9 protein-coding genes, 1 pseudogene and 1 riboswitch are annotated in these 13,771 nt (G+C 61.8%); of the genes and pseudogenes, 4 read left to right on the top strand and 6 right to left on the bottom strand.

Translation table 11 applies throughout. The annotated features are described in order from the left end of the window. Nucleotides 1-125 (top strand): annotated as a pseudogene (locus ACN0X6_RS16225) (IS3 family transposase); the annotation flags it as partial. 104 nt (nt 126-229) lie between these two features. Here the strand turns inward: ACN0X6_RS16225 and ACN0X6_RS16230 are convergent. The 5 genes from ACN0X6_RS16230 to ACN0X6_RS16250 all read right to left on the bottom strand — a co-directional run bounded on the left by ACN0X6_RS16230 (nt 230) and on the right by ACN0X6_RS16250 (nt 9,331). Then, entirely contained in the window at nt 230-1,171 is a 942-nt protein-coding gene (locus ACN0X6_RS16230) for an alpha/beta fold hydrolase (protein WP_417705455.1), read from the bottom strand. A 117-nt stretch (nt 1,172-1,288) separates the two neighbouring features. Continuing rightward, nucleotides 1,289-4,027: a LuxR C-terminal-related transcriptional regulator gene (locus ACN0X6_RS16235; protein WP_417705457.1), complete on the bottom strand. Its 2,739-nt coding sequence runs from the start codon at nt 4,025-4,027 to the stop codon at nt 1,289-1,291. Between the two features lie 150 nt (nt 4,028-4,177). Then, a complete protein-coding gene (locus tag ACN0X6_RS16240) occupies nt 4,178-5,545 on the bottom strand; it encodes a DUF1329 domain-containing protein (protein WP_417705459.1) in 1,368 nt (455 codons plus the stop codon). A gap of 32 nt (nt 5,546-5,577) precedes the next feature. Beyond that, the gene (locus ACN0X6_RS16245; RefSeq protein ID WP_417705461.1) at nt 5,578-7,431 is read right to left on the bottom strand and encodes a DUF1302 domain-containing protein; all 1,854 of its coding nucleotides are present in this window, start codon (nt 7,429-7,431) and stop codon (nt 5,578-5,580) included. A 217-nt stretch (nt 7,432-7,648) separates the two neighbouring features. Then, nucleotides 7,649-9,331, bottom strand: coding sequence for a fatty acid--CoA ligase (locus ACN0X6_RS16250; RefSeq protein ID WP_417705463.1), 1,683 nt, complete (start codon nt 9,329-9,331; stop codon nt 7,649-7,651). 190 nt (nt 9,332-9,521) lie between these two features. Between ACN0X6_RS16250 and ACN0X6_RS16255 the strand changes: the two genes are divergently transcribed. Then, a complete protein-coding gene (locus tag ACN0X6_RS16255) occupies nt 9,522-10,697 on the top strand; it encodes a thiolase family protein (RefSeq protein WP_417705465.1) in 1,176 nt (391 codons plus the stop codon). Nucleotides 10,698-10,765: 68 nt separating this feature from the next. Here ACN0X6_RS16255 and ACN0X6_RS16260 read toward each other — a convergent pair whose 3' ends face one another. After that, nucleotides 10,766-11,395 (bottom strand): LysE family translocator, encoded by a 630-nt coding sequence (locus ACN0X6_RS16260; RefSeq protein WP_417705467.1) that lies wholly within the window; start codon nt 11,393-11,395, stop codon nt 10,766-10,768. Between the two features lie 79 nt (nt 11,396-11,474). On the opposite strand from ACN0X6_RS16260, the gene ACN0X6_RS16265 reads away from it, so the two are divergent. Together ACN0X6_RS16265 and ACN0X6_RS16270 are read left to right on the top strand one after the other, a co-directional pair. Beyond that, nucleotides 11,475-12,440: a 2-hydroxyacid dehydrogenase gene (locus ACN0X6_RS16265; RefSeq protein WP_417705468.1), complete on the top strand. Its 966-nt coding sequence runs from the start codon at nt 11,475-11,477 to the stop codon at nt 12,438-12,440. A gap of 120 nt (nt 12,441-12,560) precedes the next feature. After that, nucleotides 12,561-13,556, top strand: a complete 996-nt coding sequence (locus ACN0X6_RS16270) for a methyltransferase (protein ID WP_417705470.1) — start codon at nt 12,561-12,563, stop codon at nt 13,554-13,556. Between the two features lie 37 nt (nt 13,557-13,593). Further along, nucleotides 13,594-13,726: riboswitch (yybP-ykoY riboswitch) on the top strand. Nucleotides 13,727-13,771: the final 45 nt, after the last annotated feature.

Here is a 13,771-nt window from a genome sequence, read left to right on the forward strand (position 1 = left end):
CTCAGCGGGACATCAGTCATTACCTGATGCACCGCTACAACTGGATCAGGCCACATCAATTCAACGATGGGCTACCGCCTGCGGTGGCCGAAGAAAAACTTAACCCACTGTCCGGGATGGGTTGACCACTACAGATCGAGCTCGACCGTTTCTTAAGTGAACAGCATTACGGAATCTGTCCGGGCTTGTTTCGTGGCCCGGGTTTTCTCTGGGCCTTTCCAGGGCCCACTCAACCCAGCAGAAATCTCATTGCATCGGCCGCACTCTGCTCGGGAATCTCTTCCATGGGGATATGCCCGACACCCGGATAGACCCTGACCTGAACACCCGGTAGATCGCGCTGCCAATGCAGCACATGTTTGGGTGAGATCCAGCGATCGCGATCGCCCCACATCAGCAGGGTTGGCGCCTTGATCAGCGCGATCCGCTCTGGCGTCGTGTGCAGCTCTTCCTGGTTGACCTTCAGCAGCACGCGGAAGATATCCATCATGGCACGACGATTACCGGGGCGCCGCGACAGGTCGTAGTAGCGCTCGACCACACCTGGTTTGATTCGCCCTGGCTCACCGTAGACCTCCTTGATGCCTTGAGCGATCAGGGCGCGCGGCATCCACATCGGCAGGGCGACAGTAGCGCCGGGCAGCGCCGCCGCAGCGATCATCCACGGCACCTTGTGCATGGGATAGCCGGCCGGGTCGATCAGCACCAGCTTGCCGACGCGCTGCGGCTGCGCCAGGGCGAAGTTCCAGGCGATATAGCCGCCAAGGGAGTTGCCGGCGATATCCGCCTTGCCCACCTGCAGGTAATCGAGCAGTTGACCGAGCACATGCATCATGCGCTCGACCGAATAGACGCCGTCGCGCGCCGGACCGGTGAGGCCGAACCCCGGAACGTCGAAGCGGATGATGCGGTAATGCGGGGCGAAGGCCTGCACCCACCCGTCCCAGGTGTGCAGCGAAGCGACGACGCCGTGGATCAGTAGCAACACCGGTTTGTCACGACTCCCTTCGTCACGGTAATGGACATTGAAGCCGTCGATCTCGACATAGCGAGCCCCCTGAGTCGCGTTGCCATAACGCGATTTCAAACGCTCCAACGGCAAAGAACCGAAGCCCAGACGTGAGAAGCCGGCAGCCAACGGTGGTTGCAGAGACAGTCTATTGGCAGACATGCGCGATACCTTGATTCTTGCAATAGGTATCCGTGATCAGAGCATGAGTAGGCGCCCAACACTGCCCAACCTAGGTTGAGCCAGGCACCGTCTTGATCGGCTGCTGCAATGCCTGCATCAGCGCAGCAGACCGAGGCCCTTGGCCCGCGCCACAGCTTGAGTGCGCCGCTCGACGCCAAGCTTGCTGTTGATGTGACGGGCGTGGGTCTTGACCGTGTGCAGGGAGATGAACAGACGCTCGCTGATCTCCTGATTGGAACAGCCGCGCGCGATCAACTGCAGCACGGCCAACTCGCGGCCACTGAGTTTTTCCGCGAGGCCGCCCGCCTCCGCGACCTCCTCGTGCGCATCCCGGCTGCCCGGCAACTGGGCGAGCAGCGCATCGCGCAGCGGACAGATCGAGCGCAGTTGCAGGCGCTCGCGCAGCCACTGCGGCTGATGCTGCAGCAACTCGATGAAAGGTAGCAGCGCCCCGCCCTGCGCCAGATCCAGGCAACTGTCGAGCTGCTGCTGCGCCTCCCGCTCTCGCCCGGTCTGCTTCAGCAACTGGGCAAGCTGCGCCTGCGCCCCCAGAGCGACCAAGTGACCACCCAGCCCCTGTGCACGCTGCTGCAATGCACGCAGACGGCGCTCCGCATGCCCCAGCTCGCCCTGCAGACGCTCCAGAGCCGCCAGCTGCAGGTCGATATGCAACGCCAGCTGCGGGTGAAACTCCGGTGCCAGTGCTCGCCCCTGCTCACCATAGGTTTCCGCCAACTGAGGCAACCAGGCGGCAGCCAACTCGACCTGCCCTTGCCGCAGCCACAGCTCGCACTTGATCAGCGTGATCATCGCCAGGTAGTAGATCGCCGGCACATCCCAGACATGCATCAAGCGCTCGGCCTCACCCAGCAGGGCAAACGCCTCGGCAGGCCGTCCATCACGCCCTTCCAGGCTGGCCAGCACGCAATAGCCGATCAACGCACCGACGTCACGACAGGCCCTGGCTTCGGCAATCCCCACCCGTATGCGCTCAACGGCCTGAGGCTGCAGACGCAGGCTGAGCAGATAGCCCTCATAAATCGTCAACCGCGCCCGCACCGAGTAACTGCGCTGTGCAGGCAGACGCTGCACCAGCAGCAATCCCTGCTGCACCTCATCCTGTGCGCGCAGCACCTCTCCACGGGCCTGCAGCACGCGGGCGCGCTCGTAGTGGGCAAGCGCCTCGAGCAGGGCATTGTCGATACGCTGTGCCAGCTCCAGGGCGTCGCGGTTCAGCCCGCGCGCACGCCACAGGTCACCCCGCACCATGGCCAGATTGGACAGCGCCGACAGGCACATGAAATGCGGGCCATAACGCTCCGCCGGTAAACCGGCCAGGGCTTCGCTGCATTGCAGTTCGGCGCGCGCACCATCGCCCCGGCCACGGGCGATGACCCCATCGAGTGCCTGCCATTGCGCCAGCAGGCTGCGCTGGGCGGCAGGCTCGGCAGCCGGCAGGAAGCGTGCGAGCTGATCAAGCAGTTCCTGGGCGGCATCCAGCTGGCAGGCCAACGCCAGGGCCCAGCCATAGAGCATGATCAGCCGTGGTGTGCTGGCCAGCAGATCGTCCGGCAGATTGGTTTTCCAGCGCAGCAGCATGGCGATGTTCTGTTCCGCCAGCATCTGCTCCTCGGACAGGTTCTGCACCAGGCTGGCGGCCACGTCGGCCTGCCCCGCCAGCAGCGCCTGCTCGATGGCGGCATCCAGCATGCCTTGCGCAGCGAACCAGCGACAGGCACGCAGGTGAGCACTACCGTGCGAACGACTCAAGCCGTCGGCAGGGCGCGCATTGAGCAGGTCGGAGAACAGGTGGTGATAGCGAAACCAGTGCCCCTGTTCATCGAGCGGCACCAGAAACACCTGATTGGCCTGCAAATGACGGATGATCGCGGCGCTGTCATGGCTGTCACGAACCGCATCGCACAGCTCAGCGCAGAAGCGCTCCATGCAGGCGGTGTCGTACAGGAACTGCTGCACCTCGGCGGGCTGCCGCTCGATGACTTCCTCGAGCAGGTATTCACGGATCAGCCCTTCACCGCCGTGCAACTGCAGTGCCTCGCCAGCGTCGGCCAGCTCCTCGACAGCCAACAGCCAGAGACGCAAGCCAGCGATCCAACCCTCACTGCGCTGCAGTATGCCGCTGACCTGCTGCTGCTCGAGACGCGCGCCCTGACTCGCCAACAGCGCGTCGAGTTCGGCAGCCGTCAGACGCAGATCCTGCTCGTTGAGCTCCAGCAACTGTCGCGACAGACGCAGGCGCGCCAGATGCCAGTCAGGCCGCTGACGGCTGGTGACCAACAGCAGCACACCAGGGGGTAAATGGTTGAGGAGAAATTGCAGGCAACGGTCCAGCACCGGCCCCTGCGCGAGATGGTAGTCGTCCAGCACCAGCAACAGCGGTTGACCATCATCGAGTTGCTGGGTCAGCTCATCGAGCAAGCCGTCGAGCCACTGCTCGAATGCGAAGGGTTGGTGGCGCTGGCGCATCTTCAGCAGCCCGAGCGCTTCCTCGCCGAGGCCAGGGTAGAACTGCTGCAGCCCATTCAGGAGACGCTCGAGGAATCGCCCCGGATCATGATCGCGCTCGCTCAGCCCGAGCCAGAGGCTGTGCCAGTGATCGGGCAGTCGTTCGCAGAATTCGATGGCCAGTGAGCTTTTGCCAAAACCTGCTGGCGCGCTGACCAGCAGCAGGCGCCCTTGCAGGCCCTCCTCGAGACGCTCGCACAGCCTGGGCCGCGGCATATGTCCTGCCGGTAGTGGCGGACGATAGAAACGCGCTTCAACCGGTGTGGCCGGCGTGTAGGGAAAACCTGGCGAGCGGGAGAAATCTGTCATCGGCCTATTCTTGGAAGTCTTCTGGGTGCATCGGCGGGCTCGATCTGAACCCAGCCTAGCGACTTGCAATGGCCATTTGAAGCGCCCGCTACAGTCCGTAACGAAAAAGCCGGCACAAGGCCGGCTTCGTCGTGTTGCCTGAGGCAGGTTTCAGCGAACGCCAGCCTGACGCAGAGCAGCCGGGGTGTAATCGCTGCCAGCGGCCTTGTAGTTGAAGTCGTAGGCTTGTTTCTCCTCGTTCTTCATACCCAGGGCCAGGTAGCGACCGGACAGCAGGTCGTACAGGGTTTCCACGGTGTACCACGGCACTTGCTTGTCGTAGTAGTACTGGGCATGCGCCTCAGCGACACGCCACAGGGTGCCACGGCCGTCGTAGTGGTCGATCAGAGCGGCTTGCCAGGTGTCCTCGTCGATGTAGAAGTCACGCTTGGCATAGATGTGACGCTCGCCCGATTTCAGGGTCGCGGTCACGTGCCATACGCGGTGCAGCTCGTAACGAGTCAGGTCCTGGTTGATGTGGCCGGCCTTGATGATGTCGGCGTACTTCAGGCTCGGCGAGTCCAGCTTGTAGGCGTTGTAGGGGATGTAGATCTCCTTCTTGCCGACCAGCTGCCAGTCGTAGCGATCCGGCGCACCGTTGTACATGTCGAAGTTGTCAGACGTACGCAGACCGTCAGCGGCGGTACCCGGACCGTCGTAGGACACCTGCGGAGCACGACGTACGCGACGCTGACCGGCGTTGTACAGCCACGCCAGACGCGGCTCCTTCACCTGGTTGAGGGTTTCGTGCACCAGCAGCACGTTACCGGCCAGACGCGACGGAGCCGTCACACGCTGCTTGAAGTAGAACAGTACGTTGCTCTCCTTGCTCGCATCGAAGTCGGTCAGCGCATCACGGAAGGTGAACTCGTCCTGGAAGTAGACCAGCGAGTAGGAACCGTTCGCCTGCGGAGTCGCCTGGGTCACCAGACGACGCACGCTGCCACCGCGGTAGCGGGTGATGTGGTTCCAGATCGCTTCCAGACCATTCTGCGGAATCGGGAAGGGGTTGGCGGTCTGGAAGTTCTCCAGGCCGTTGCCACCTTCCACCATCTTGGTGTTCACCGCGTTCTGCTTGGTCGCCTCCAGCACCGAAGCCGGCAGGCTGGCCGAGCGGTGAGTCGGGAAAACCGGCATCTTGTAGCTTTCCGGGTAGCGCTTGAACATCGCCAGCTGGCCAGGGGTCAGCTTGTCCTTGTACTGGTCGACGTTCTGCGCGGTGATGGTGAACAGCGGCTGCTCGTTGGCGAACGGATCGGCCAAAAAGCCTCGCGGATCGACCGCACCGGCGTTGGCCGGCAAACCGCCGGTCCAGGCCGGGATCGAACCGTCGGCATTGCCTGCCATTTCGGCACCGACCGGAGTCAGGGTACTACCCAGCTTCGCCGCCTCGTCGGGCGACACTGCCGCCATCACGCTGCTCGCCAGCAGAGACAGGGTCAGGACACCGCTTTGCCACAGTTTTTTTGTTGTTTTCATTTGCATCATGATTCCTCGAAATTCCTGGCCGCTTAGAAGTTCATACCGAAGCTGAGCGCGACGAAGTCACGGTCAACCGAAGTGTTGTACTTGCCACCGAAGAAGCTGGTGTACGACAGGTCGGCCGTGTAGGTGTTCTGGTACTCGGCGTTGAGACCCAGACTGACCGCTTTGGCGTCTTCGGTGAACAGTCCATTGGGGCCATAACCCTCTACGTCATGAGACCAGGCGACGCTGGGGTTCAGGTTGACGCCGGCGATAGCGTTCGGGTAGTTCCAAATGGCCCGGGCACGGTAACCCCAGGAAGTACTGGTGACAAAACCATCGTCTTCACAGTACTTAGAAACGTTCGCAGAAGAAGCACCGGCTCCCGCACCTGCAACGGTGTTGGCGTTCAACCCTTGGCAAGTTGCACCGGCGAGAGGCCCCGGACCATAAACGGGATCACGCCCGTAGCGAACATCTGAACTGCTCTCCAAGCCTCCAACATGAACAACGCCGATCTCACCCACCAGAGTCAAGCGAGACGCACCCATGACCTGATCGAAGAAGTGAGTAAAGGTCGTCTGGAACTGACTTATCTCTTTGCGACGGTAGCCATGCTGATCCTGTCCAGGAATCCCTTGCAGCAAAGACACCCCGCTACGACCGGGCAAAGGCGTCAGGCCCGAGAACAGAATATCTGTACTGTTTAATTGCACTGGCGCATTTGGACGGTAGCTGAACTCGCCACTCCAAGCGGTCCCCGTAGGTAGCGTGGTGGAGAAGCTAAGGCCGTAAAGTTGGATGTCCTCCGGGTACTCCATGAAGTAAGAGGAATTACCGGCAATGATAAGCGGAGCAAGTGGACTGGCTGCCACAGCCGTGTAAAGGGATGCAGGTGCGCCTGTAGCACTGAAAATCGGCGCACGACTATGGTAGTTGATGAAGTAAAGGCCAAATTCCGTGTCAATGTTTTCGGCAAAGTAGCGGAAGGCACCACCCCATTGACCGCTATCGCGGGCATCGCGATCACCTGCACGGGCGACACGAACGCCTTCTTCGTTTACATCGACGCCAAAGGAGGCCAGTCCCGCAAGAGCAGGACCACTCAATGTAGAACGTTTGTTCAACACTCGAAGGTTGTCGTCGCATCCATCAGCGGCGATATCTGCCTGGGAAAAGAATGTACCGCAGTTGTCGATAACGGTCTGATCCCATTCGATTTGATAAAAAGCCTCAGCAGAAAGATTGTCTGTCAGACTTTGCGAGACGTAAAACATATTAACCGGAATCAAACCTTCCTTGACTTCCGCACCGGGACGACGGAAAGCAGAAACGTCGATAGGGTTGATGGAGTTTATGCTATTGCCAATAAACGTACTCTCACCCCAGCTTACGACCTGCTTACCCAAGCGGACAGAACCCGGCTGGTTACCGATGGCATAGTTGTGATAGACAAATGCATCGAGTATCTGGCCGCCAGAGGCCTGTGCACCCTCCTTGCGATTACTGTCGCTGATGTCCTTGAACTGACGACTCTCATCTTTCAACTCGAAGTCATACCAGTACTTACCGCGCACGAATACGCCGGTGTCACCGTATTTCAGTTCAAGGTCATGGATACCCTTGAAGATTTTCGAGAAGGTCTCACCACGCTTGAAGTTCAGGTGACCATCATCGGAGGTCTGCGACAGACCACGACCGCCGTTATTCACGCCGATCAGATCTTTATCCGCGCTTTCAGTCGACCAGCTGGCGCCGACCGACAGCGACGAGTCGAACTGCCCTTCGATCTCGCCGATATTGAAAGTGACGCCGAATGCCGGAGCGGCAAGGGTGGAAGCGAGGCTGACGGCCAGCGGCAGTTTTGCCAGGCGCCAGTAGGGTTTTGTTTTTGTTGTCATCGACGCTACTCCATGTGTTTTTTGTTATGGATGCTTGGACTATAGCCAGCAGGTGGTACTGCTTGATCCCTCGAAAGTGTGATTTGCAGCCCCCAGGCACTCTGGCTCGCAGGTTTCAGGCCCTGCCCCTAGCCAAGCATGGACGTGAAACAGCAATTAGCAAGCCAAACGCTTGTTTGACTGAGCGGTCACTTTCACCGCCCAGCCAGTTCGCACCTCACAGCGTGGACAGGAACGCGCTGCCAGCCTCCTGCCACTGGGCGATTTCGACGCGAATGCGCTTCTTGTCCAGTTTGCCGACGCTGGTCTTGGGAATTTCAGTAACAAGGGCGATCTGCGTGGGAATCGCCCACTTGTTGATGTGGCCTTGCTCGACGAAAGGCTTGAGATGTTCCTTCAAGTCCTTGGCATCCAGGCCTTGTTCTTCACGCAGTACCAGCAGCGCAAACGGGCGTTCGCCCCACTGCGGATCGGGCACCCCCACCACCGCCACCTCGCGCACCGCCGAGTGACGGCTGATCAGGTCCTCCAGCTCCAGCGAGGAAATCCATTCGCCCCCGGTCTTGATCACATCCTTGATGCGATCCCGAATTTCGATGAAGCCCATACCATCGATGGTCGCCACATCGCCGGTGTGCAGCCAGCCGTGGGCCCAGAGTTCCTCGCCCTTCTCGGGCTCACGGAAATAGCCCTGGGTCAGCCAGGGCGCACGCAGCACCAGCTCGCCCTGGGATTCACCATCGCTCGGCAACAGTTTGCCGTCCGCATCCATGATCGCGGCTTCCACCAGCGGCACCGGAATACCGGCCTTGATCCGGTAAGTGGTGCGCTCGTCCTCGCTACCGGCGCGCAGCTCTTCATTAAGGTAGGCACAGGAGATCAGCGGGCAGGTCTCGGACATGCCATAGGCCGCCGTCAGCTGGATACCGCGCGCCTTGGCTGCCTCGTAAAGAGAGCGATTGAGCGCACTGCCGCCAATGATCATTTTCATGCCACCGAAATCATGGCCCTGCGCGCCCGGCGCGCTCAGCACCATCTGCAGGATGGTCGGGACGCAGTGCGAGAAGTTGACCTTCTCGTCCTTGATCAGACGGCAAAGCATGTCCGGCTCGTAGCGGCCGGGATATACCTGCTTGACCCCAAGCATGGTGGCCACGTACGGCACGCCCCAGGCATGCACGTGGAACATCGGCGTGATGGGCATGTAGACATCGTCGTTGCCCAGCAGGCGGATGCTGTCCAGGCCACCCATGGTGGCCGCCATGGACATGGTGTGCAGCACCAGTTGCCGATGGGTGAAGTACACGCCCTTGGGGTTGCCGGTGGTGCCAGTGGTATAGAAGGTGGTAGCCACCGAGTTCTCGTCGAAATCGGCGAAGTCGTAGTGTGGGCTGGCTGCGGCCAGCAGGCTCTCGTACTCGCCAACGAGGTTCGGCAAGTCGGCGTTCTTGTCCTCGCCATCAGTCAACAGCAGGGTCTTCTCGACCGTGGTCAACTGCTCGGCAATGCCGTTGTACAGCGGCACGAACTCGCTGTTGACCAGCACGAAGCGGTCATCGGCGTGGTTCATGGTGTAGAGGATCTGGTCCGGCGACAGGCGAATGTTGATGGTGTGCAGCACCGCGCCGAGCATGGGAATGGCGAACATGCACTCGAGGTAGCGGTGGCTGTCCCAATCCATGACCGCCACGGTATCGCCGGCCTTGACCCCTGCCTCGCTGAGCACGTTGGCCAGGCGCGCGACACGTTCGTTGAAGGTCGCATAGCTGTAACGCAGCTTGTCGCGATAGACGATTTCGCGGGTCTTCTCGTAACGACTACCGGAGAGCAGCAGGCGCTTGATCAGCAACGGATAGCTGTGGGCATTGTTGGCGGGAGGGATCAGTCGAGTCTGCAGCATGAAGTCACCTTGAGGCACGCGAGGAATAGGTATGCAGCGACTCTAGAGCGGCGCCTGCATAGCGAAATCAGCCCAAAGAATGATTTGCCGCGTGACCCTATAGCCACTTTTGGTCACAGGTTAGAATCCGATCAGCAAGTCAGTCTAGAAACACACTTCACCGAGCCACTCTTTCGTTCGAGGTAACACCATGTCCGATATCGTCATCGTCAGCGGCGCCCGTACTCCCATGGGCGGTTTTCAAGGCAGCCTGGCCAGCGTGCCAGCCGTCGAGCTGGGCGCTGCCGCCATTCGTGAGGCAGTCAAGCGCGCCGGTATCGAGCCAGCCGACGTGCAGGAAGTAATCATGGGCTGTGTCCTGCCCGCTGGCCTCAAGCAAGGCCCGGCCCGTCAGGCTTCGCTCAATGCCGGCCTGCCCTCCGCCACCGGTTGCACCACCATCAACAAGCTGTGCGGCTCGGGCATGAAGGCCGTGATGATGGCCTTCGACTCGCTGAAGGCCGGCAGCAACCAGGTAATGATCGCCGGTGGCATGGAAAGCATGTCCAACGCGCCCTATGTCCTGGAGAAAGCGCGTACCGGCCTGCGCATGGGCCATGGCGAAATCAAGGACCATATGTTCCTCGACGGCCTGGAAGACGCGCGCACGGGTCGCCTGATGGGTTCCTTCGCCCAGGAAACGGCCGACCAGCACGGCATCACCCGCGAGGAAATGGACGCCTATGCCATCGAATCGCTGCGCCGCGCGCAGGCGGCAATCAAGGACGGCTTGCTGGACGCTGAAATCGTTCCGATCACCGTCACCTCGCGCAAGGGCGAAGTGGTGGTCAAGGACGATGAGCAGCCGCTGACGGCCAATCTGGACAAGATTCCTGCGCTCAGACCCGCCTTCAAGAAAGACGGCACCATCACCGCCGCCAACGCCAGCTCGATTTCCGATGGCGCCAGCGCGCTGCTGTTGATGACTGCCGATGAAGCCGCCAAGCGCGGCCTCAAGCCACTGGCCAAGGTGGTTGCCCATGCCACCCAGAGCCAGGACCCGAGCGAGTTCACCCTGGCGCCCATCGGCGCCATGAGCAACCTGCTGAAGAAGACTGGCTGGAACAAGGACGAGATCGACCTGTTCGAGATCAACGAAGCCTTCGCCATGGTGACCATGCTGGCCATGCGCGAGCACGGCCTGGACCATGCCAAGGTCAACGTCTTCGGCGGTGCTTGCGCCCAGGGTCATCCGGTCGGCTCCACCGGCTCGCGGATCATCCTCACCCTGATCAACGCGCTACAGAAAAAGGGCGGCAAGCGAGGGGTCGCCTCGTTGTGCATCGGCGGCGGCGAAGCCACCGCAGTCGCCATCGAACTGCTGTAAGCAGCCCCTCAGGAAAGAGCCCCGCAGGTGCGGGGCTGTTTCGTTTAACAGGCGTTGAAAACTGCCGGCTAGCGCATTTCGCTCAGCGCCAGCTTCACACCGATCCCCACCAGCACCGCGCCCATCAGCCGGTCGAACCAATGCCCCATGCGGGCGAAACCGGCGCGCACGCGTGGCTGGCTGAACAGCCAGGCCACCAGGCAGAACCAGAATGCAGTCGCCAGAGCCAGATAGAGGCCGTAACCGGCCTGAACCGCCATCGGGGTATGCGGATTGATCACCACGGTGAACAGTGAAAGAAAGAACAGCGTCGCCTTGGGATTCAGGCCATTGGTGATGAACCCCGTGACGAAGGCGCCACGCCCGCTGCGCTCGCCTGCTGCCAGATTCAGCTCGGCGCTGGCCGGGTCGGCCGGGCGCGCGCGCAGGGCCTTGATGCCGATATACAGCAGATAGGCAGCCGCCAGCCATTTCAGCGCGTTGAACAGGACGATGGACTGCGACACGATCAGACCGATACCGAGCAACGAATAGATGACGTGCACCAGAATCCCGGTGCCCACACCGAACGCCGTGAACAACCCGGCACGGCGACCATGGCCAACACTCTCGCGCACGACGATGGCGAAATCCGGCCCCGGACTGGCCACCGCCAGCAGGTGAATCAGGGCAACGGTGAGAAATTCAGTCCAGTACATGGCGGCTCCGCATCGAGGGTAAAGGTCTGGTAGGCTCGCCAATCTACTCTTGCGACCCTCCTGCGAAAAGGTACAGCTGATGAGCAACAGCCCACGCGCCGTCTTCCTCGACCATGCCTCCCTCGACCTTGGCGACCTTGACATACAACCGCTGCATCAGGCCTTCGCCGAGCTGACCCTGCACGCGCACACGCGTCCGGATCAGGTCGCCGAACGCCTGCAAGGTGCCCAGGTCGCCATCAGCAACAAGGTGCCGCTGGACGCCGCCACCTTCGCCGCCTGCCCTGACCTGAAACTGGTTCTGGTAACCGCTACCGGCACCAACAACATCGACCTGAAAGCCGCCAGTGCCCATGGCGTGACCGTCTGCAACTGCCAGGGCTACGGCACCCCGTCCGTGGCACAACACACCTTGATGTTGCTGCTGGCCCTGGCCACGCGTCTGCCCGATTACCAGCGCGACATCGCCGCAGGTCGCTGGCAGCAGGCCAGCCAGTTCTGCCTGCTCGACCACCCCATCGTCGAACTCGAAGGCAAGACCCTGGGCATGCTCGGCCATGGCGAACTGGGCGGCGCCGTTGCTCGTCTGGCCGAAGCCTTCGGCATGCGCGTGCTGCTTGGCCAACTGCCCGGCCGCCCGGCGCGAGCCGATCGCCTGCCACTGCGCGAACTGCTGCCCCAGGTCGATGCGCTGACCCTGCACTGCCCGCTCAACGAGCAGACGCGCAACATGATCGGCGCCGAGGAGCTGGCACTGATGAAGCCGCGCGCCTTCCTGATCAATACCGCACGCGGCGGCCTGGTCGATGAACAGGCGTTGGCCGATGCCCTGCGCCGTGGCCACCTGGGCGGCGCGGCGACCGACGTGCTGCTGCAGGAGCCACCGAAGGACGGCAACCCGCTGCTGGCTGCCGACATTCCACGCCTGATCGTCACCCCGCACAGCGCCTGGGGCAGCCAGGAAGCGCGCCAGCGCATCGTCGGCCAGGTCGTGGAAAGCGCCGCCGGCTTCTTCGCCGGTGCGCCGCTGCGAGTCGTCGGGTAAGCTGCGCAGCTTTTTCAGGGAGCGACGGGCCAGCGCTGCGCTTTAACAGCGATGCCCAGGTTTCGCGAGCCGAGATCGCTCCCCCTCTTACTTTCCGCATCACAGATTTCAGGAAGCACCATGGACCCGCGAAGCGAAGTTCTCCTGCGTCAGGCCGAACTGTTCGGTGGCGAGCTGCTGCTGGCCGGGCTGCCGGCTGACGACCTGCTCGGCGCCCTGCCGCAGGCACATGGCTGGAACTGGCATGCGGGCGATCAGGCACTGCTCGCTGCGCGCTTTGCCGGTCGCAGCCACTTCGATACACGCATGCCGGAAGGCGACTACCGCGCCGCTGTGCTGTTCCTGCCCAAGTCACGCGAGCTGACCGACTACCTGCTGCACGCCTTGGCCTCGCACCTGGCAGGCAAACCGCTGTACCTGGTCGGTGAAAAACGGGGCGGTATCGAACGCGCGGCGAAACAGCTGGCCGCCTATGGCAAGCCGCGCAAGCTCGACAGCGCGAGACATTGCCAACTCTGGTGCGTCGCGGTGGAACAGGCGCCAGCAGTACCCGACCTGCACGCTCTGGCGCAGAGCTATCCATTGCAGTTGGCCGATGGAGCACTGGAGATCGTTACATTGCCCGGCGTGTTCGCCCATGGCCGGCTTGATCGAGGTAGCGCGCTATTGCTCGAGCATCTGGATGACCTGCCGAGCGGCCACCTGCTGGACTTCGGCTGCGGCGCTGGCGTGCTCGGCGCCGCGCTCAAACGACGTTATCCAGACAGCGAGCTGAGCCTGCTGGATGTCGACGCCTTCGCCCTGGAAAGCAGCCGACTGACCCTCGCGCGCAACGGCCTGTCAGCCAACCTGATCGCCGCTACGGGCATCGAATCGGCGCCCGAGGGACTCAGTGCCATCGTCAGCAACCCGCCGTTCCATCAAGGCGTGCACACCGATTACCAGGCCAGCGAAAACCTGCTGAGACAGGCAGCTCGCCACCTGGTAACAGGTGGCGAGCTGCGCCTGGTGGCCAACAGCTTTCTCAAGTACCCGCCACTGATCGAGCGTCATCTCGGCCCCTGCCGCACCCTGGCAGACGCTGACGGCTTCCGCATCTACAGCGCCCGTCGCTGAATTGGGGTTGCTGCCAACGCGGCGCTTGGGCACAATTGCGCCCGTCCTAGGGGAGTAGTCTCCCGCGAGCGCCCTGCTCGCCCGGTATACGTCAACACACTTGCTCCGCAGAGCATGGCGTATACGACCCAAGGCCTACCTAGAGAGGCCTGCGGTTTGACAAGACCTATGACACGCACAACCTATACCCGGGGCGGGAAGGTCGTTCGTGTCAT

This window comes from Pseudomonas sp. (genome assembly GCF_048269965.1).
Classification (GTDB): domain Bacteria; phylum Pseudomonadota; class Gammaproteobacteria; order Pseudomonadales; family Pseudomonadaceae; genus Aquipseudomonas.

Bases quoted from the DNA above. Each gene is read 5' to 3' on its own strand.
- ACN0X6_RS16230 (WP_417705455.1), bottom strand. From the start codon at position 1,171: ATGTCTGCCAATAGACTGTCTCTGCAACCACCGTTGGCTGCCGGCTTC.
- ACN0X6_RS16235 (WP_417705457.1), bottom strand. From the start codon at position 4,027: ATGACAGATTTCTCCCGCTCGCCAGGTTTTCCCTACACGCCGGCCACA.
- ACN0X6_RS16240 (WP_417705459.1), bottom strand. From the start codon at position 5,545: ATGAAAACAACAAAAAAACTGTGGCAAAGCGGTGTCCTGACCCTGTCT.
- ACN0X6_RS16245 (WP_417705461.1), bottom strand. From the start codon at position 7,431: ATGACAACAAAAACAAAACCCTACTGGCGCCTGGCAAAACTGCCGCTG.
- ACN0X6_RS16250 (WP_417705463.1), bottom strand. From the start codon at position 9,331: ATGCTGCAGACTCGACTGATCCCTCCCGCCAACAATGCCCACAGCTAT.
- ACN0X6_RS16255 (WP_417705465.1), top strand. From the start codon at position 9,522: ATGTCCGATATCGTCATCGTCAGCGGCGCCCGTACTCCCATGGGCGGT.
- ACN0X6_RS16260 (WP_417705467.1), bottom strand. From the start codon at position 11,395: ATGTACTGGACTGAATTTCTCACCGTTGCCCTGATTCACCTGCTGGCG.
- ACN0X6_RS16265 (WP_417705468.1), top strand. From the start codon at position 11,475: ATGAGCAACAGCCCACGCGCCGTCTTCCTCGACCATGCCTCCCTCGAC.
- ACN0X6_RS16270 (WP_417705470.1), top strand. From the start codon at position 12,561: ATGGACCCGCGAAGCGAAGTTCTCCTGCGTCAGGCCGAACTGTTCGGT.